The organism is Bizionia saleffrena (genome assembly GCF_008086175.1).
In the GTDB taxonomy this organism is placed as follows: Bacteria; Bacteroidota; Bacteroidia; order Flavobacteriales; family Flavobacteriaceae; genus Bizionia; species Bizionia saleffrena.
In genome coordinates, this window is the sequence record NZ_VSKM01000057.1 from 1 (window position 1) to 707 (window position 707).

The 707-nt window shown below is 43.1% G+C and carries 1 protein-coding gene; it reads left to right on the plus strand.

The window, feature by feature from the left end; all coding sequences use genetic code 11:
• Window positions 1–707 (plus strand): hypothetical protein (locus ES676_RS14865; protein WP_170234477.1); only part of this gene is annotated, 707 nt, incomplete at both ends.

Below are 707 nucleotides of genomic sequence, written 5' to 3' on the forward strand. Positions count from 1 at the left end.
TATTACTATTATGTAACGGTTGATGTTGACGAAAGTTTAGGATGTGCCGATGTCTCGAGTGCTATTTTTACTATCGAAGTAATAGAAGATCCAGAGGTGGTAATCACCCCATCCGAACAAACGATTTGTACTGGGGTCTCCGCCGATTTATTAGTGGCTCAAGTAACAGGAGGTATCGATTTAAACGCAGATGGAAGTATTGATACTGCCGACTACAACTTTCAGTGGTATTTAAACGGCACGCCCGTATCAGAAGTAAATGATACGGATGGTGATACGAGTACTTTTAATCACGACAACTCTTTACCAGCAGGCGTGTACACTTACTATTGCGAAATAAGTCAGCCAAACGCTTACGACTGTAACGCCACGAGTAACCCGGTAACCATAACGGTAAATGAAGGACCATCTGTAGACACACAACCTATGGACGGCGCGTATTGTATAAATGGTTCAGCCCAAGAGCTAACCTTTACGTTATCTGGTCCTGCTACCGGTACTACAAGTTACCAATGGTATTATAATGAGACCAATACTAACGATCCAACTGATGCAAATAGTACTGCGGTAGCGAGTCCTGAAGGTCAAGAAGCCAATTACCAACCACCAACAGATAGTACGGGGACACTCTATTATTTTTGTGTGATTAGTTTTAGTGGCGCCGGAAGTTGTAATGAAATTACGACAGCGCCTGCAGCAATCGAAGT